General features: G+C 45.2%; 14 protein-coding genes. 11 read left to right on the forward strand and 3 right to left on the reverse strand.

Annotation, left to right across the window (positions count from 1 at the left end; all coding sequences use genetic code 11):
- Positions 1 to 47: 47 nt before the first annotated feature.
- Both ispE and V7Q33_RS19395 read right to left on the reverse strand, forming a co-directional pair.
- The gene (gene ispE / locus V7Q33_RS19390; RefSeq protein ID WP_333820951.1) at positions 48 to 854 is read right to left on the reverse strand and encodes a 4-(cytidine 5'-diphospho)-2-C-methyl-D-erythritol kinase; all 807 of its coding nucleotides are present in this window, start codon (positions 852 to 854) and stop codon (positions 48 to 50) included.
- Positions 855 to 914: 60 nt separating this feature from the next.
- On the reverse strand, positions 915 to 1,727 hold the full coding sequence (locus tag V7Q33_RS19395) for an enoyl-ACP reductase FabI (RefSeq protein ID WP_331975759.1): 813 nt from the start codon (positions 1,725 to 1,727) through the stop codon (positions 915 to 917).
- 210 nt (positions 1,728 to 1,937) lie between these two features.
- Between V7Q33_RS19395 and V7Q33_RS19400 the strand changes: the two genes are divergently transcribed.
- Complete coding sequence (locus V7Q33_RS19400) at positions 1,938 to 2,675, forward strand: hypothetical protein (RefSeq protein WP_331975761.1); 738 nt, start codon at positions 1,938 to 1,940, stop codon at positions 2,673 to 2,675.
- 173 nt (positions 2,676 to 2,848) lie between these two features.
- Here the strand turns inward: V7Q33_RS19400 and V7Q33_RS19405 are convergent, their stop codons facing one another.
- On the reverse strand, positions 2,849 to 4,951 hold the full coding sequence (locus V7Q33_RS19405; protein WP_331975763.1) for an ATP-binding protein: 2,103 nt from the start codon (positions 4,949 to 4,951) through the stop codon (positions 2,849 to 2,851).
- 104 nt (positions 4,952 to 5,055) lie between these two features.
- On the opposite strand from V7Q33_RS19405, the gene murI reads away from it, so the two are divergent.
- The 10 genes from murI (at position 5,056) to V7Q33_RS19455 (ending at position 17,868) form a co-directional block, all read left to right on the forward strand.
- Positions 5,056 to 5,862 (forward strand): glutamate racemase, encoded by an 807-nt coding sequence (gene murI, locus V7Q33_RS19410; RefSeq protein WP_331975765.1) that lies wholly within the window; start codon positions 5,056 to 5,058, stop codon positions 5,860 to 5,862.
- The gene (locus V7Q33_RS19415) at positions 5,859 to 6,989 is read left to right on the forward strand and encodes a complex I subunit 1/NuoH family protein (protein ID WP_442945992.1); all 1,131 of its coding nucleotides are present in this window, start codon (positions 5,859 to 5,861) and stop codon (positions 6,987 to 6,989) included. The genes murI and V7Q33_RS19415 overlap by 4 nt, the downstream gene beginning before the upstream one ends.
- Before the next feature lie 5 nt (positions 6,990 to 6,994).
- Entirely contained in the window at positions 6,995 to 9,016 is a 2,022-nt protein-coding gene (locus V7Q33_RS19420; protein ID WP_331975767.1) for a tetratricopeptide repeat-containing sensor histidine kinase, read from the forward strand.
- A gap of 319 nt (positions 9,017 to 9,335) precedes the next feature.
- Positions 9,336 to 9,953 carry a 4Fe-4S binding protein gene (locus V7Q33_RS19425; protein ID WP_333820952.1) on the forward strand — a complete coding sequence of 206 codons (618 nt, stop codon included), beginning with the start codon at positions 9,336 to 9,338 and terminating at the stop codon, positions 9,951 to 9,953.
- Positions 9,950 to 10,465, forward strand: a complete 516-nt coding sequence (locus V7Q33_RS19430) for an NADH-quinone oxidoreductase subunit J family protein (protein ID WP_333820953.1) — start codon at positions 9,950 to 9,952, stop codon at positions 10,463 to 10,465. The genes V7Q33_RS19425 and V7Q33_RS19430 overlap by 4 nt, the downstream gene beginning before the upstream one ends.
- Positions 10,466 to 10,771 (forward strand): NADH-quinone oxidoreductase subunit NuoK, encoded by a 306-nt coding sequence (gene nuoK / locus V7Q33_RS19435; RefSeq protein ID WP_331975773.1) that lies wholly within the window; start codon positions 10,466 to 10,468, stop codon positions 10,769 to 10,771. It begins immediately after the preceding gene.
- A 3-nt stretch (positions 10,772 to 10,774) separates the two neighbouring features.
- A complete protein-coding gene (locus V7Q33_RS19440; RefSeq protein ID WP_333820954.1) occupies positions 10,775 to 12,727 on the forward strand; it encodes an NADH-quinone oxidoreductase subunit 5 family protein in 1,953 nt (650 codons plus the stop codon).
- Positions 12,728 to 12,765: 38 nt separating this feature from the next.
- Positions 12,766 to 14,379, forward strand: coding sequence for a complex I subunit 4 family protein (locus V7Q33_RS19445; RefSeq protein WP_333820955.1), 1,614 nt, complete (start codon positions 12,766 to 12,768; stop codon positions 14,377 to 14,379).
- Positions 14,380 to 14,382: 3 nt separating this feature from the next.
- A complete protein-coding gene (locus tag V7Q33_RS19450) occupies positions 14,383 to 15,894 on the forward strand; it encodes an NADH-quinone oxidoreductase subunit N (protein ID WP_333820956.1) in 1,512 nt (503 codons plus the stop codon).
- A 90-nt stretch (positions 15,895 to 15,984) separates the two neighbouring features.
- Positions 15,985 to 17,868, forward strand: a complete 1,884-nt coding sequence (locus V7Q33_RS19455; RefSeq protein ID WP_331975781.1) for an amidophosphoribosyltransferase — start codon at positions 15,985 to 15,987, stop codon at positions 17,866 to 17,868.
- Positions 17,869 to 18,016 lie beyond the last annotated feature (148 nt).

The following is an 18,016-nucleotide window of genomic DNA, read 5'->3' on the forward strand; positions in this document are numbered from 1 at the left end:
GAAGTGTTTATGAGGTGTAAACAAGTACAAAGGAATGATGGCAGCAATCAGGGTAGTATGCCTCGCCACGATGCATATCCATCGGGCAGTGTTACAGGCACTTCCTTATCAAATATACCAAACACGGCAGCACCGGAGCCACTCATGCTTGCATACACCGCACCCTGCCGGTACAACGTTTCTTTCAACAATGCAATGACCGGGTATTTTTGAAACACAGATGTTTCAAAATCATTATGAACAACATTCTTCCATGCATGCAGTGGTTGTGTTAATGCTTCGTGTAACGGTAATGCTGGTAGGGCAGGCGTTACACCGGCATAGGCTTCTGCCGTTGATACGTGCACATCGGGCTTTGCTATTACCATATACTTCCCTTTAAGCGAAAGAGCAAGGGGTTGAAGCACTTCTCCACGGCCTGTGCCCAGCAGGGGTTTATCTTGTATAAAAAAAGAACAGTCACTGCCGAGCTGTGCGGTGTAGGCCATCATCTTTTCGGCAGAAAGATTTAATTGAAATAGGTTGTTCAGCAGCCGCACAGTGTGTGCTCCATCGGCAGAGCCGCCACCCAGCCCGGCACCCATCGGAATGATTTTATGCAGGTGGATTTTTACCGGCCTGAGATCGAAATCATGCTGTAACAGATGGTATGCCTTCAGGCAAAGGTTGTCGTCTTCGCGGCCGGGTATAGCTAATCCCGAGCTGGTAAACGCCAGGGAATCAGCCGGTATAATCTCCAGTATATCTGTCCAGGGAACAGGGTAAAAACAGGTTTCAAGGTCGTGATAACCATCCGGACGCTTGCGGATAATGTGCAGGCCGAGGTTGATCTTGCAGGGCGGGAAAGAAACCATGCGTATAGTTGCATAACAGGTCTGCTGCAGGCATGTACCTGCAGCAACCTGACAGCTTTATTATTTTGTAAGACGATCGATCAGATCCTGTGTGATGCCGGTAGAAGAGAAACCTCCATCGTGCATCAGGTTTTGCATTGTAACCATGCGTGTGAAATCAGAGAACATCGCTACAATATAGTTAGCACAGTCTTCGGCTGATGCGTTTCCCAGTGGAGACATCATCTGCGCGAAATCGTAGAACACATCGAAGCCGGAGATACCTGAACCTGCCGTTGTTTTGGTAGGTGATTGAGATATTGTATTAACGCGTACTTTCTTAAGCTTGGCAAAACGCTGGCCGTAGCTACGGGCGATTGATTCAAGAACTGCTTTTGCCTGTGCCATATCGGAATAATCGGGGTATGTGCGTTGTGCCGCGATATACGTAAGCGCCAGGATAGAGCCCCATTCATTCATTGCGTCAGTCTTTTCTGCTGTCTGCAACACTTTGTGAAAAGAAACACCCGATATATCCAGCGTTTTGAGGAACCACTCATAATTGAGATCGCCATAAGTTCTGCCTTTGCGCACGTTCGGACTCATACCGATGGAGTGCAGAACAAAGTCAAGCTTTCCGCCCAGCACTTCCATTGACTTGACAAAAAGATTATTCAAATCCTCTTCTGAAGTAGCATCGGCCGGGATTACTTCGGCATTACACATTTTAGCCAGCTCGTTAATCTTGCCCATACGCATAGCGATAGGGGCGTTGGTAAGGGTGAATGAACCGCCCTCTTCCTTTACTTTTAAAGCTGTCTTCCAGGCAATTGAATTTTCATCCAATGCTCCAAAGATGATACCGCGTTTTCCTTTCAATAAGTTGTTAGCCATAGCAGTTTTATAGTCTAAAATGGATTTGTTAAAGCACAATATTACAAAATTCTCGGTGTTGGCTACGGTATATCTGTTTTTGCATGCCGGGCGTGGTGTGTGTTTAGCCTCTGAAAGTAATGCTGCAAACGCTTAAAAGCGAGGCGATAATCATTAGCGAATTGATGTAAAAAATCATAACTTTAGTTACACCAAAAAAAATCAAGTCCTATGGAAACCACGTCAACATTTATGGCCGCGTGGGATCAATACATGTATATAGGTGGTGGAGTTTGTGTAGCGATCGGTGTATTGATTCTGCTGTACCACGAGTTCAAAGTATTCCAAGTAAAGGATTACAAAGAGAAGTACGATTATGTAAACCTGTACGAGATCCGTTATTTCTGGTATGCCGTTATGGCCTTTATTCTGGCAGGCACATTCCTGGCCAACACCATAGCGAGCCATGCCATTGAAACAAACAGCATGCGGTGGTTTTATGTAAGAACGTTTATAGTATTGGGACTTACCGTTATTGCTTACTTCCTTTTTTTCAGCCTGGTAAAGATATATTATCCGCGGTTTATAGAGCGGAGGCTCACCCGGCTGCGCAACACACCCCGTATTTCGCCTGCCGGCAATATTATGCGTAAACTCAATGACAGTGAAGTGCAGGAACATCACCTGGAAGGAACACGAAAGGGCGATGATGTACACTCCGTTGACTACGATGTGTGGATTGATGAGAAGACAGGCTTCAAAAAAATTGAGAAGTACAATGCCTATGAACATGCTGAGGAATGTTCAGAATGTGGCTACTATACCATGAAGATCGACAAGGAAGAGATTGAAGAACACCCGACTCCTTCCAGCAACGGATTGCTGCTGAAGCATTTTAAATGTTCTTACTGTGGCCACCGTGAACAACATGAAGTAGTTATTGCACGACTCTCCGAGAATGTAACGTGAATATGATTGTTGCCTGTCAATCGTTATACGACGTTAATTGTTACAGATTAGATTAACGTCTGGCTGACTGAAGTGCAGACTGTGAGGTTAAAGCACGCATAAGCGATTAACCTAACCTGTAACGGATAATGTGTAACTAATAACGATTAACCTGTAACGCATAACGGCTAACCCTACGGCATAACCGGGAGCTTCATCGTTACCGTTGTGCCTACGCCATAATGGCTGATGAGTTGTATCTCACCATTAAGCTTGGCTACGGCTTTCTTTACCAGGTATAGGCCTAATCCATTTCCTTTTGAGGCTTGAGACGCACGGAAGTAGAGATCAAAAAGTCGTGATTGATATTTTTCTTCTACACCTATGCCGTTATCGGCAATTACAATTTCGATAGTATCGTTAGCATGGGTAGCATTTACATCTATAAAGGGAGTGGCTCCCGGTTGTGTTTTGCGGAAGAGTATAGAGTTTTCAATCAGGTTGCGGAAGATGATCTGCAGCAACGCAATGTTTGAAAGTATCGTGAGATCGTGTGGCAACGATAAGTGATGCCTGATGTGAAATTTGTCAAATTCATCTTTGAAGTAATGTGTAGTTTCTGCGATTAACTGGTTGATGTTGGCAGGCTCTAGCGTCAGATCAGTCTTGTTTAGCTCATAGATCATCTGCATTTTGAACAACATGCTGTCCATGTTGCGCGCAGTTTCCACCACTTTATCGAAGAGTAAATTTGCCTGCGAGTCGTTGATTACGTGGCGGGCCACCAGGTTAAGGCCCAGCAGTGTAGTGAGTGGCCTGCGCATGTCGTGCGATGAGCGGTACAGGAAAGTATCAAGTTCTTTGTTCGTTACTTCCAGCTCGTGTGTGCGCTCTGCTACTTTTTGTTCCAGTTGTTCGTTGAGTGCCTGTATATATTGGTTGTTCTCCTGTAGCTGGGTACTCTGTGTTTCGAGCTCTACATTCTTTACCTCAATTTCATCGCGTTGCCGGCGAATAAGCTGCGCAATGTTGCGTTGCCGGCGATAGTTATATACCAGATTTATTACCAGCACAATTAACAGGATAAGTCCTACCAGTGTGGCAATAAAGATGGTGCGCTGATTCCGAATACGCTCCTGCTGAATTTCATTGTTCTTGGTGAGTAGCTCGATCTCGGTTTGTTTCTGGTCAAGGTCATAGCTTGCCTTTACCTTTGCCAGGTTAAGCGACTCTGTTTCCTGGTAAAGAGAGTCGCGAAGTTCAACGTGCTTGGCCAGTGCTTTATAAGCCTGGGGATAATCGCCGAGGACAGCTTTGAACTTGGAATAGGCCAGCCAGTAGTTGGCCATTGCTTTACGCATGGCAACTTTATCGACTTCGCGCTTAAACACGTATCGTGCGGAATCCAGGTATTGCTCTGCGCGTGGTATATCATGAAGCGAGAGGTATATATCACTGAGCGAGGTGGCGGCCATACCGGCACTCCCCCACACACCAAACTTTTTGCTGGTGCTGTAATCGGCCAGAAGACTTTTAATTGCCTCGTGCGTTTTTCCCATCTCTTTTAGCACAACCGCTTTGTTTCCATTGATGAGGCCTATCCAAAACTCGTTTTTAATTTCTTTTGCAAGTGCCTCAGCCTTGTCGTAATTAATGATCGAGATATCGTATTGCTTTAATTGATAGTTTGCCAGGGCAATGGTGTTGTAGATACTCATTTTCTGAAACTTGTTCTGATCGGTCACCTCGCCTGTAATCTTTTCGTGATAATTCAATACACGGTACCCTTCTTCTATACACTGCCGGTAGTTGCGAGCTTCATAGTTGATGGTGCAACCGGCATAGTGGCACAGTACCACATAACTTAACATGTTGAGGTTCTCAAACATTTTGGCAGCATCCAGTATGTGTTGGAGCCCTTCCGCACGCAGCTCCTGCTGACTTAGGAATTGCCCCATATAGAAATGAGCCAATGCCGCGGCGTAAATATTCTCCGGATTGCTCTTGGCAACCTTCAAGGCTTCATCAAAGTAACGCAAGGCTTCTTCTTTGTTGCCAATGCGGTCGTACTGCTGTGCTATATTTCTGTAGGCGAGTACTTCGCCTACCGGCATGCGGTTATTCTTTACGGCTGATAGTGCCTGGAAAGCAGAGCTCAACGCCCGGCCGGTAGGTTCCTTGGCAAGCCTTTCTCCCATCAGGTCGAAAACAATACTAAGCCTGTCCTGGGGTGTGGCTGGAATTATTTTCAATATACTGTCTACTTGCAACGTGTCTTGCGCGATGGCAACGTTCATAACAAGGGCTATGAAAAGCGATAACAGAAGAAAGCCCGGATTTTTATGCATGAGTCAGTACAGGTGAAGCTAAATTTAATAAAATTCGCAGCGATTTACAGAAAATGAAATTAGAGAAGCAACAACCGATCGGGGTCTTTGATAGTGGCATTGGCGGACTTACCGTAGCGCACGCTATAAAAAAGATGCTGCCGCAGGAAAGTATGATCTATTTTGGCGACACAGTTCATCTTCCGTACGGCGATAAATCGGAGGCGGCTATCCAGGCTTACTCAGTTAAAATAGCAGATGTGCTGGTAAAAAAGGGCTGCAAAGTAATTGTGATTGCCTGTAATTCTGCATCTTCTGCAGCGTATGAGTTGCTGAAGGAATATGTGCGCAAGGATATCCAGATCATAAATGTGATCGACCCCATGGTGGAGCTGGTGCTGGGGCAGTTTCCTTCCCGCCAGGTAGGCCTGATTGGTACCAAACGCACCGTACAATCGGGCGTTTACGGAAGGAAGATAGCCGAAGGCAACAAGAACATTACCGTGCATTCGCTCGCTACGCCTTTGCTGGCGCCCATGATCGAAGAAGGATTTTTCAACAACCAGATCAGCCACGAAATTATCGCTACCTACCTGGCAGACCCGGTACTTCAAAATATAGAGGCGCTGATCCTGGCATGTACTCACTACCCGCTGATAAAAAAAGAGATCAGTAATTTCTATAACAACGGGCTGACGATTCTCGATTCTTCTGAAGTGGTGGCGCTCGCGCTGAAGCAGCATCTTGAAAAGGAAGGACTATTGAACGATCAGGCTACACCGTATTATCACTTCCTGGTTTCCGATTATACGGAGTCGTTTGAAGCTGCGGCCGGATTATTTTTCCATGAAACCGTGCAGCTCGACAAGCACACCATGTGATTGCCGATTTTCTTCGCATCTTAGCGGTTTCTTTTGATATAGTATTGACAACCCTGATCTTCATACTGCCCTTTCTGCTGGTATATGCCATTTTTGCTATCTATGCGGAGCGGAAGATATCGGCTTTTATACAAGACAGGCTCGGCCCTATGGAAACCGGACCCTATGGATTAATACAAAGTGTTGCCGACCTGCTCAAGCTTATCCAGAAAGAAGACATCGTGCCCGCCAAGGCAGATAGTGGTCTGTTCAAAGTAGCTCCGATTATTATTTTCACTTCCGTTTTTGCCGGGTTTGCCGTATTGCCGCTGGCACCTTCGTGGACCGGGGCTGGTATAGCATCGGCTATGTTTTTCCTGCTGGCCATTGTATCGCTGGATGTAATCGGCATCATCATCGCCGGGTGGAGTTCCAACAATAAATATAGCGTACTTGGAACCATGCGTTCTGCAGCACAGATCATTTCGTATGAAGTGCCACTGGGGCTTTCGGTGCTGTGCGTATGCATGGTGTGCCAAACCCTCGACCTTCAGGCTATATCCTATCAGCAAGGCATCTATAGTACCGAGCCGCAATACTTGTTCGGTATAAAAGCGTGGGGCATAGAGACAACCACTATAGGAGGTTTTTTATCGTGGAACATCTTCCGGATGCCTGTGCTATTTATAGCGTGGGTTATTTTCTTCATTGCATCCCTGGCAGAAAGCAACCGGGCACCGTTCGATCTGCCCGAAGCAGAGTCGGAGCTGGTGGCCGGCTTTCAAACGGAATATTCCGGTTTTCGCTGGGCTGTAATCATGCTGGCGGAATATGGAATGATGCTTTTAGTGAGTATATTAGGGGCGGTGTTATTTTTTGGAAGCTGGAATTCGCCACTGCCAAACATCGCCTCCCTTCGGTTAGCAGAATGGACGAGTGGAACACCGGGCATGCTGACGTCAACTATCTGGGGAATTTTCTGGCTCATGTTCAAGGCGTTGTTTTTTGTAGCAATGCAGCTATGGGTGCGCTGGACGTACCCGCGCCTCCGGGTTGATCAATTAATGAATTTGTCGTGGAAGTATTTAACACCGGTAGCATTAGTCCTGGTAATAATATGCGGACTTTGGAAAGTAATCTTTATTTGAAAAGCGTGAAAAGAATTTTTTCGACCTTACTATTTCTGGTTGTCTTAAATCATACATCGGTGCATGCACAGCATGTTGTAGATAGTCTTGAAAATGTACTTAAACAAGATATTGCCGATACAACCCGTATTCATGTTTTAAAACTCCTCACAGAGAGTTACCAGTTCGTTGATTTTTCAAAGAGTCAGAAATATAGCCAGGATGCATTGGCACTGGCAGATAAAGCCGATTACCCTGAATATAAAGTAATGGCCTATCTGGCCACATCGCAGCTGCTGACCAGCACAGGCGATTTCAGTTCTGCCCTTCAATACGACAATCGGGCGCTCGAACTGGATGTTGCAGAAAAAGATAGCGTAAATATCTCCCGCGACTATAACAACATCGGCCACGATTACTTTGATCTGGGCGAATATGATGATGCCTATTTTTATTTCACGCAATCGTATCGCGTAGCCAGTGTGATCAAAGATACCTTGCGTATGCTGATTGCTTTGCACAATGTGGGCCGCGTATTCAAAGAGCTGGGGCAGTACGATCAGGCCCTTAACCACCTGTATCTCTCCAAAAAAATGAGCGAGCAATACGGTGATAAGGAAGGTATAGCGTATGCCCTGCACGAAATAGGCGATGTGATGCTGCGTAAAGGTCAATACGATTCAGCACTTACAATTCTTACAGAAGCGCTGCAGCAAGTGAATACTATGGACATTGATGAGATACATCCGCAGGTGTTGTCCAGTATTGCATCAGTATACGTCAGCAAAAATGATTTTGTACGGTCGCTCGCATATTACGATTCTGCTTACACTTTGCATGCAAAAACCAACAACCGGTTTGGCATGGCAGAAGTTGAGCTGGGGCGTGGTTCTGTGTTGATGCGCCAGCAAAAGTATGACGAAGCTCTTCTGAAGATTGAACAATCGCTCACAATCTCCCGCGAGCTTAATGCACGCGTGCTCGAGATAAAAGGCTTCAGCCAACTATCATCGCTGTGGGAGCGTAAAGGTGATTACAAGAAATCGCTGGAATATTTCAAGCAATACAAGCAACTGGAAGATACATTGTTCAGCCAGGAGATGCAGGGCAAGTTGCTGCGCGATCAGATTCGCTTTGAAACAGAATCACGCGATACGCAGATCGCTGCGCTGAGTAAATTACAGACATCACAACGCAGTGAGCTCCGCAAGCAGGAGTTTGTCAGAAATATACTCGTGGTGGTAATGGCCCTGAGCGGTATACTGCTCATCACCGTGTATCGCAGCGGGCAACGCAGGCGCAAAATCAACATGTTGCTGTTACAACACCAGGATGATATGGAGAAGCGCAGCGAAGAGCTCGAGCGCCTCAACCAGGTAAAAGATAAATTCTTTTCCATCATATCACACGATCTGCGCTCGCCGATCAACGCACTTGCAGGCTTGCTCGACATCCTCGACAAAGGGGCTATCAAGCCGGAAGAGATGCACAAGCATACGCAGGAACTGAAGGTACGCTTCAATCATACCCGCACCCTGCTTAACAATCTTCTCGACTGGACCCTGTTGCAGATGGATAAACTGAATCTGCAGGCAGCGAAAATAAACCTGTTTAAGATTGTGGAGGAAAATATACAGTTACTCGGCTCTGTTCAGGATAAGCAGATTACACTGATTAACGAAGTGCCTAAAGATGCCATTGGCTTTGCAGACTCCAACACGATCAACCTCGTGATACGTAACCTCATGACCAACGCCATTAAATTTACCAACGATGGTGGCAGAGTGTTGATCGCGGCTAAGCTGCAGGAAAAAGATATTGTAGTATCTGTAAGCGACAACGGTGTAGGCATAAAACCTGAGGTACTGAATATACTGTTCGATAAAACCGCACCGTATACCACACGTGGTACCGCCAACGAAAAAGGTACCGGCCTCGGACTCATTCTCTGCAAAGAGTTTGTAGAAAAGAACGGTGGCCGCATCTGGGTGGAAAGCCAGGAAGACAAGGGGAGTACATTTTACTTCACCATTCCGAAAGCAAGCTGAGAAAAGCTGCGAGCTGCCAGCTACTGGCTGCCAGAGGTGTGAGAAGAGGGAGTGATGAAAAGGCTGCTCCAAGCCATGAACTACTCATACGTGTAGTGGAAGGGGAGGGAATACACTTAAGTATACGAGGCCCTTCCAGCAGCTAGCGGCCGGAAGCCAGCTGCCAGCAACGAAGCTTATCTAAGATTTTCCTTCATTACATCTTTTTCCCTTCTATTTTTGTTACTTGAAGATGGAAGGAACGAGTATTACATATTTTGGTAGAATAGTTTATGCCATCCGTTCGTTAGGTGCGGGGTTGAAGATAACGTTCAGGCACATGCTGAAGGCACGCAAGAGCCGCAAGCCGGTGATCGTTACCGATGATCTGTATTTTCAATCAACCGAAGGTATTAATACTATTCAGTATCCCTACGAGATGCAACCTGTTCCTGATACGGGACGCTATCGTCTTCACAATGAGATTGATGATTGCATTGTATGTGATAAGTGTGCCAAGATCTGCCCGGTAAATTGCATTACCATAGAACCTATTAAAGCCGTTGAAGAGATCGGTAAAACATCCGATGGAACCTCCAAGCGTATATACGCTGCCAAGTTTGATATCGATATGGGTAAGTGCTGCTTCTGCGGACTGTGCACAACGGTATGCCCAACCGAATGTCTTACCATGACCAAAGTATATGATTTCAGCGTATTCGATATTCGCGAACATAACTATGTATTTGCCGAAATGACGGAAGCTGAGATCGCTGAAAAGAAAAGACTATACGAAGAGCATCAAAAGAATAAAGCTGCTGCAAAACCGGTGGTAGCATCCGAACCCATCGCAGCAACAGAAGAAAATAAAGAGGCTGCGGGTGAAGCTCCGAAAGCTGCCAGACCCGTGTTCAGACCAAAAATTAAACCTGCGGGACCACCGCCTTCAAACGGATGAGCTTTGCAATCTTCATGTTTTATTTTTTTGAATGCGTTACCGCAGGAGCAGCTATAAGCCTGGTGTTTGTACGCAATGTTTTTTATGGTGCCTTGTTGCTGATTGTAAGCTTGCTTTCGCTGGCCGGTATATATGTATTGGCTTTTGCAGAGTTTGTAGCTGTAACGCAGATATTGATCTATGCCGGAGGTATATTAGTGGTGATCATCTTTGGTGTAATGCTCACCTCTAAAATTTCGGGTAAGCCATTGGTAGTAACGCATGCTAATATATTGGGAGGCGTACTGGTAGCAGGAACATTCTTCATGCTGCTGTCGGTATTTATAGTAAAGCACCCATTTCGGGAGCAGATGTCTTCATTACAATTACCAGCCGATAAAGTTATTAATAATGTAGGGATAGGCTTAATGACCGATTATGTTTTACCCTTTGAAGTAGCCGGTATACTGTTGCTGGTAGCGCTGATCGGGGCGGCCATCATTGCATCCACTATTAAATCTAAAAAAGTATAAATGTTCCCGCTGCATCACTTCCTGCTATTGGGTGCGCTGCTTTTTTCAGCAGGGTTACTGGTAGTGATTACCAAGCGCAATGCCATTATGGTGCTGTTGGGAATAGAGTTGATGCTTAATGCTTCGAATCTGAACCTGGTGACTTTTAATCAACTATACCCTGCGCGACTTGACGGGCAGTTATTTGCCTTGTTTGTTATTATTGTGGCAGTATGTGAGGCGGCTGTTGGCCTCGCCATTGTACTTCGCGTCTATCAGCATTACCAGACATCCACACCGGATGAAATTACCGAACTGAAAGATTGATTTATGGCAGATGCATCCTCATCCTATGCTTCGTTTTTTGAAACCTGCCTGCTGCTGGCAGTACTGCTGCCATTGATATCTTTCTTTGTGTCGGGTGCTATATCAGAACGCTATTCATGGATAGTTTCATTTACAGCGCCCTTGTTCCTGTTGATAAGTGCGATCTGTTCGATTTATATATTTTTCACGGTATGGCAGAACCATGCATATACTGCGCAATGGAACTGGTTTACTGTTGGAGGAACAATCCTGTCTGCAGGCATCTATCTGAATAATATAGCAGCACTGATGTTGCTGGTGGTAACGTTCATATCTTTCCTGGTACATCTATACTCTACCGGCTATATGGCAGGCGATGGAAGTATAGCACGATACTTCGGCATGCTCGGACTGTTTACGTTTGCTATGCTCGGCATTGTGCTTGCAAATAGTTTGCTGCTCGTTTTTGTTTTTTGGGAGCTCGTTGGTTTTTCATCTTACATGCTCATCGGTCATTGGAAAGAAAAACCGGGAGCCAGCGCTGCCGCCAAAAAAGCATTCATCTTCAATCGCATAGGCGATGCCGGATTTCTGATCGGGCTTATGTTGCTGTGGACAAACACCGGCACGTTTGATTTGGTGCTGCTTGCCACCAAAAGCGAAATGTTCTCGTGGCAAACAACAGCATCCCTTTGTCTCTTTTGTGGAGTAATGGGGAAGTCGGCACAGTTTCCATTACTCACTTGGCTACCCGATGCCATGGAAGGCCCTACTCCGGTGTCAGCATTAATACATGCAGCCACCATGGTTGCCGCCGGAGTATTTTTACTCGCGCGTATCGATTTTCTGTTTACACCACAGGCTTCTGATGTTATTACTGTAATCGGAATCACCACCGCACTGATAGCGGCATTATCAGCACTCGTGCAGGCTGACATAAAAAAGATACTCGCATATTCCACTATCTCACAATTGGGATTGATGATAACAGCAATCGGTGCAGGCTCAACAGCAGCGGCTATGCTGCACCTGTTCACCCATGCGTTTTTTAAAGCGTGCCTCTTTTTGTGTGCCGGTAATATTATTCATGCACTGCATCAGGCACAACAGCAAGCGCATGCGCACTTCAATGTGCAAGACATACGAAATCTTGGCGGTCTTCGAAAAAAGCTGCCACTTACATTCATTGCATTTGTATTGAGTGGTAGCGCATTGTCGGGTATACCCTTGTTCTCAGGTTTTATATCGAAAGATGCCATACTCACTGCACTTGTGCAGTGGAAAGATGCTGAATTCTCGTGGCGATGGCTTGTATTGGTTGCTGCATTTCTCGTTTCATTCATAACTGTGGTCTATACTTTCCGCATGGTCTGGTTAATTTTTATGGGAGAGGAGAGAGCGACAGCAACAGCATCATTAACCATCACTGAACCTCCTGCCGTGATGCGCATTCCGGTTGCCGTGTTGGCTATATGCTCTATTTGGCTTGTAGTGTCGTTTAATCCGATAGAGTTTCAGGGCTGGCTTTTCAACGGACTGCATACCGGTAAATATTTTCATTTTGGTTTCCTTTCGATTGCATCCGCGCTTTGGATTATTCTCGCTTTGCTGGTGGCATGGTTTGTATGCAGGCAGCGATCAATGGAGTCACCGTTGTTATTACATGCATTTTATTTGGATACCATCTATAGCTATGTCATTGGCAAGCCCGTCTTGAAAATGGCTGACCTTGCTGAGTATTTCGATCGTAAATGGATTGATGGCCTTATTCATGCATCAGCGTACGCACAAGTAACGGTAGCGCACTTTATAGGCTGGTTTGATCGTGCGGTGGTTGATGGAGCCGTCAATGGTGTAGCAGCACTTTCGCGTAGCGTTGGTAATTTTACACGATCGTTTCAGGGCGGGCGTATACAGGCTTATATTTTATGGGCCGTGCTGGCAATTATTATTTTTTTAATTTGGACACTATTTTAAGAAGCTGAAAAGCCTGATCAGCCAGAAACTGAATATACATGCACCACTATCTGATATCACTTTTAATTTTTATACCGCTTCTTGCAGCATTGGTCGCGCTATTTGTTTCTGCTGGTGCCAAACACTATTTCCGTTACAGTGCATTGCTGGTAAGTCTCCTGCAGCTTTTTGTTGTTGTAATCATGCTCGGCATGTATACTACCGGTGGGGGATTGCAACTTGTTGAGAAAAAGAACTGGATTACACTAAGCCTCGGTTCGTGGGGAATATTGAAAGCCGAATACTTTATTGGTGTCGATGGTCTTAGCCTGCCGCTGGTAGTTTTATCTGTTGTCGTTATGTTGATTGCAACTATCTCTTCATGGACCATCGAGAGGAACGTAAAAGGATACTTTATACTCCTGCTGATATTGAATACAGCGATCATAGGAAGCTTTACAGCACTCGACTTTTTGCTCTTCTATCTCTTCTTTGAATTTATGCTTCTGCCCATGTTCTTTCTCATTGCTATATGGGGTGGAGCGCGAAGAGAATATGCATCCATCAAGTTCTTTCTGTATACACTGCTGGGATCGATCTTTATACTAATCGCAATGATTGCGCTATATATCAGCGTGCATGATCCCTCGTATTCCGGTGAATTGGTGCATAGCTTTAACCTGATCAACATGAGTGATCCGGCTAATTTTATTTCCAACTCTGTACTTGATCCTAACAACCCGTGGCAGATTGGTCCGCTGGATGCACGCCTGTGGGCATTCCTGTTGTTGTTTCTTGGCTTCGCTATAAAATTACCGATGGTGCCCTTGCATACCTGGTTGCCCGATGCTCACGTAGAGGCACCTACCCCCGTATCAGTTGTGCTGGCTGCGTTGCTGTTGAAGATTGGTGGTTATGGATTATTGCGAATAGCCTTCCCTATATTTCCGGATGCTGCTCTATATTTCAGTTGGTTCATCGGCCTCATGGGCGTTATCTCTATCATCTACGGAGGTATGAATGCTATGGCCAGTAAAGATTTGAAGCGACTCATTGCATATTCTTCTGTATCGCACATGGGATATGTACTGCTAGGCCTTGCATCACTTACTGCCGAAGGTGTTGCCGGAGCCGTTTATCAGATGGTGAGCCATGGTATAATTTCAGCATTGCTCTTTCTTATTGCTGGTGTGTTGTACGATCGCACACATGATCGTACCATTAATAATTACTCGGGTCTTTCATCACGCATGCCTTCGTATACAGCGGTTGTATTGGTTGGCTTCTTTGCATCTATGGGGCTACCCGGCTTTTCCGGATTTATAGCGGAAATCATGGTATTCCTCGGAGCTTTCCATTCCGGCAGTATAAATGGTTTGCTTCCGGAAGCGATGGCTGTTATTGCTACGGCCGGATTGATACTGAGCGCCGCATATTACCTGTGGACATTGCAACGCATGTTCTTCGGCCCCTATAATCTGAAAGGAAATATTTCTGATGACGCGATGTATGACCTGAACAAACGCGAGTACGTGGTAATGGTACCTCTTGCACTCGCTGCGTTGGTGTTCGGTATATTTCCGCAGCTGGTCATCAATTTTATCGATCCGTTTGCTCAAAGTTTTTCTGAATTTGTTTTAGCAACAGGAAAGAGCTTAACCCTAAATCTCTAATCTGTGAAGAGCAGTTTGTCTGATACCTTGGATCATATCTCCTTCAGCCTGCTGTCGATGAGCCCTGAAGTAATTCTGGCAATCGGTATATTGTTGATCATGGTTGTGGGCCTGGTAAAGAAAAACGACCCCAGCCTCGTACTGCTTTCATTGCTTGTGTTTTCGTTTTCACTTCTTTTTGTAATTGAACATGGGCTTGACTTTCAGGAACCGATATGGTTATTCCAGGGTATGCTGAAACAGGATACATTCTCCCTTTATCTGCAGGCATTGGTAGATATAGCCGGAATACTTACCGTTATCATGAGCTGGCGCAATAGGCAGTTGGAGAACTATATATCAGAATATTATGCGTTGTTAATTGCTGTGGTGTTGGGTGCTCACCTGTTGGTGATGAGCACCAATCTGCTAATGGTGTTTCTTTCACTTGAACTTATCTCGATAAGCTCCTATATACTTGCCGGTTTTGCATTTAACAGAAAAGGTGCCGAAGGCAGTCTGAAATATTTTTTGTTTGGCTCTGTGGCATCGGCCGTTATGTTGTATGGACTCTCCATGTTTTATGGCTTTACCGGGACACTTGATTTTTCTTCGCCGGATTTTTTCAACCAGCTTCAAAACAATCTTACACCACTTTTCTTTATCTCGGCACTGATGATTCTAAGTGGCTTTCTGTATAAGATAGCCGCTGCACCGCTTCATTTTTGGTCGCCCGATGTATATGAATCTGCACCCATGCCCGTGGTTGCATTCTTTTCTATTGTGCCCAAGCTTGCGGGCATTGGCGTGCTTATGCGATTTAGCCTTGCCATTTATAGGGGTGGACAATCTCCGTACGACTGGCAATCAGTACTCAGTGCCGTAGCCATTCTTTCGCTTACCGTGGGAAATTTTTCAGCGCTTATGCAAAAAAATCCCAAACGACTCATGGCCTATTCGTCTATTGCTCAGTCAGGTTTTTTACTTGTAGGTATTGTAGCTTTTCTTCCACAAGGCATGCAAGCCATGTTGTTCTATGCAATGGTATATATGATTATGAATTTTATTGTGTTTATATACCTTCAATACTTCGAAAAAAATGGCGTTGCATCGATTGCAGACTTTCAGGGTGCAGGGAAAACATTTTTGTGGCCATCCATATTTTTGTTAATTGGTCTGGTGGCACTCACCGGGCTGCCACCTACGGCAGGCTTCACGGCCAAACTGTTTATATTCACTTCGCTATGGGAATCATACCAGGTTACCGGTAAAAATTTATTACTCTGGTTGTTGATTTTTGGTTTGCTCAACACCGTGGTTTCGTTGTTTTATTATTTGCGAATACCTTACTATGCTTTTGTAAAAAGCAGTGAATCCACGGTAAAAACAAATATTCTTACATTCGAAAATCTTTTCGGATTGATATTGGTTTTACTCGTACTTCTGTTCTTCTTCAGCCCCGGGCTGTTGATGGGATGGATTAATAAAATTACCTTTGCAGTAGTTATCCGTTGTCCGTTATCCGTTATCGCTTGAGCGTAGTCCGGGAAGGTGTTTTTTCTGCGGATAACGATTAACGATGAACGCGAAACTGACCGGGGGCTGCCTAAAGAATAACGGTACACCATGAGCGACCAAATCCTTCACGAGTGCGGTATAGCGATGATCCGCCTGCGTAAACCCCTTTCGTACTACCTGGATAAGTACGGGCCTACTTACGCGATGAACAAAATGTATATCCTGATGGAGAAGCAGCACAATCGCGGACAGGATGGTGCAGGAGTTGCCAACATCAAGATAGACGTAGAATCAGGACACCGTTATATTAGCCGCTATCGTTCCATCAAGCCACAACCCGTGGCACACCTCTTCAAAAAAATCAGCAAAAAATTCAGGAAAGCGCAGAAGCAGGGGAAAGACAAATTCCGCGATGAGCAATGGCTTAAGGAAAATGTAGCCTTTACCGGCGAACTGTGGCTCGGCCATTTACGCTATGGTACACACGGTTTTAATAGCATAGAAAACGTTCATCCGTTCCTTCGTCAAAATAACTGGAGAAGCCGCAACCTGGTAATGGCCGGTAACTTCAACATGACCAACGTGGATGAGCTGTTTGAAATACTCGTAAACCTCGGTCAGCACCCGAAAGAAAAAGTAGATACCGTTACCGTGATGGAAAAGATCGGTCACTTCCTCGATGAAGAAGTGCAGGGTATCTTTGAAAAATATAAAGATAAATTCTCCAACCGCGAAGTATCCGAGATCATTGAGAATGAAATTGATCTTCAGCGTGTACTGAAAAGAGCATGTAAAGATTTCGATGGTGGTTATACCATGGCTGGTATGACAGGCTCGGGGTCATCTTTTGTAACGCGCGATCCAAATGGAATTCGTCCAGCCTATTTTTATGCTGACGATGAGGTAGTAGTAGTGGCTTCGGAGAAGCCGGCTATTAAAGCTGCGTTCAATGTAGAGTATAATCAGATTGAAGAAGTAAAGCCCGGCCACGCACTCATTATCAGCAAGAGTGGTGAATTTGGACAATATCAGATTGTAAAAGCAGGTGAGAAAAAATCCTGCAGCTTCGAGCGTATATATTTCTCTCGTGGTAACGATCCGGATATATATAAAGAACGCAAGCAGCTCGGCCGTTTACTCGTGCCTCAGGTATTGCGTGCCATCAACTTCGATATCAGGAATACGGTATTCTCGTATATACCCAATACTGCCGAAACAGCTTTCTATGGTTTAATGGCTGGTATAGAAGATTACCTGATCAATAAGCAGAAGGATATTATCATCGATGGTAAACCTTCGGTTGATTCTCTGGAAGATATACTTTCTTTCAGACCACGTATCGAAAAGCTGGTGTTGAAAGATGTAAAACTTCGCACATTCATTACGGATGATCAACATCGCGATGAAATGGTATCGCATGTTTATGACACTACGTATGAGGTGATCCGTAAAGGTGTGGATACCCTGGTAGTGATCGATGACTCGATCGTGCGCGGTACTACATTGGAAAAAAGTATTTTAAAAATGCTCGACCGTATTGGTCCGAAGAAAATTGTTGTAGTATCATCCGCACCGCAGATACGCTTTCCGGATTGCTACGGTATAGACATGAGCAAGATGGGCGAATTTGTGGCATTCCGTGCCATGATCGCACTGTTGAAAGATCAGGGCAAAGATTATCTGTTAGGTGAAGTATATGAGAAGTGCACAAGAGCACGCGGCCATCAAAGCCAGGTAAACTATGTGCAGCAGTTGTACGAGCAATTTACCGATGATGAAATCTCCACAAAGATCGCAGACATCTGCCGTCCTGCCGATATGAAAGCAGAGCTTGAAGTTGTATTCCAGACCGTAGAGAATCTGCACAAGGCCATTCCTCATCACTCAGGCGATTGGTACTTCACGGGCAATTATCCAACGCCGGGGGGTATGAAAGTAGTGAACCGCTCGTATGTGAACTATATGGAAGGTAAGCTGGTGAGAGCGTATTAGTTTCTAGCGCGAAAACAGAAGACACCACATTAATAACAATAGAAATAGAAAGGCCCCGGATTTCGGGGCCTTTGCTTTATATTGAACGTATACCAATTACTATTGGTAGTAAGAGTTTTGTTCAAGATTTGGATTAGTATTTCTGTCG

This window comes from Ohtaekwangia sp., assembly GCF_036786105.1.
Lineage (GTDB): Bacteria > Bacteroidota > Bacteroidia > Cytophagales > Cyclobacteriaceae > Ohtaekwangia.

What these genes read in the sequence shown, in the direction of transcription:
- ispE (WP_333820951.1), bottom strand. Translation starts at nt 854, where the DNA reads ATGGTTTCTTTCCCGCCCTGCAAGATCAACCTCGGCCTGCACATTATC.
- V7Q33_RS19395 (WP_331975759.1), bottom strand. Translation starts at nt 1,727, where the DNA reads ATGGCTAACAACTTATTGAAAGGAAAACGCGGTATCATCTTTGGAGCA.
- V7Q33_RS19400 (WP_331975761.1), top strand. Translation starts at nt 1,938, where the DNA reads ATGGAAACCACGTCAACATTTATGGCCGCGTGGGATCAATACATGTAT.
- V7Q33_RS19405 (WP_331975763.1), bottom strand. Translation starts at nt 4,951, where the DNA reads ATGAACGTTGCCATCGCGCAAGACACGTTGCAAGTAGACAGTATATTG.
- murI (WP_331975765.1), top strand. Translation starts at nt 5,056, where the DNA reads ATGAAATTAGAGAAGCAACAACCGATCGGGGTCTTTGATAGTGGCATT.
- V7Q33_RS19425 (WP_333820952.1), top strand. Translation starts at nt 9,336, where the DNA reads ATGCTGAAGGCACGCAAGAGCCGCAAGCCGGTGATCGTTACCGATGAT.
- V7Q33_RS19430 (WP_333820953.1), top strand. Translation starts at nt 9,950, where the DNA reads ATGAGCTTTGCAATCTTCATGTTTTATTTTTTTGAATGCGTTACCGCA.
- nuoK (WP_331975773.1), top strand. Translation starts at nt 10,466, where the DNA reads ATGTTCCCGCTGCATCACTTCCTGCTATTGGGTGCGCTGCTTTTTTCA.
- V7Q33_RS19440 (WP_333820954.1), top strand. Translation starts at nt 10,775, where the DNA reads ATGGCAGATGCATCCTCATCCTATGCTTCGTTTTTTGAAACCTGCCTG.
- V7Q33_RS19445 (WP_333820955.1), top strand. Translation starts at nt 12,766, where the DNA reads ATGCACCACTATCTGATATCACTTTTAATTTTTATACCGCTTCTTGCA.
- V7Q33_RS19455 (WP_331975781.1), top strand. Translation starts at nt 15,985, where the DNA reads ATGAGCGACCAAATCCTTCACGAGTGCGGTATAGCGATGATCCGCCTG.